Here is a 220-nt window from a genome sequence, read left to right as displayed (position 1 = left end):
AATGTCGCTACCGTCTTGAGACCTCACTGGAAACTTCATTTCGGCGTGCCCAGACTAAGAAACTCGTTCATGTCGGCGGCCTGCTCGGCTTGCCGCGCCTGCCGGAGCAGTTTCTGCCGCTCGGCGCCGGGAGGTAGGTCGCGTGCCTGCGTGCGAGCCTGGCGAGCTGAGGCGACCAGCCGCGCCTGGAGTGAAGTGGTCTGCTTGGCTCGGTTGCGCT

The 220-nt window shown here is 64.5% G+C and carries 1 protein-coding gene; it reads right to left on the bottom strand.

Features of this window, described 5'->3' with window-relative positions:
* Positions 1 to 35 precede the first annotated feature (35 nt).
* A partial coding sequence (locus AC5ZG5_RS46690) for a hypothetical protein (RefSeq protein ID WP_496165629.1) occupies positions 36 to 220 on the bottom strand: 185 nt, incomplete at its 5' end.

It is taken from the genome of Bradyrhizobium sp. Ses1 (genome assembly GCF_059512365.1).
Note: the sequence above shows the minus strand (reverse complement) of the source record. Positions and strands in the feature narration are given on the sequence as shown.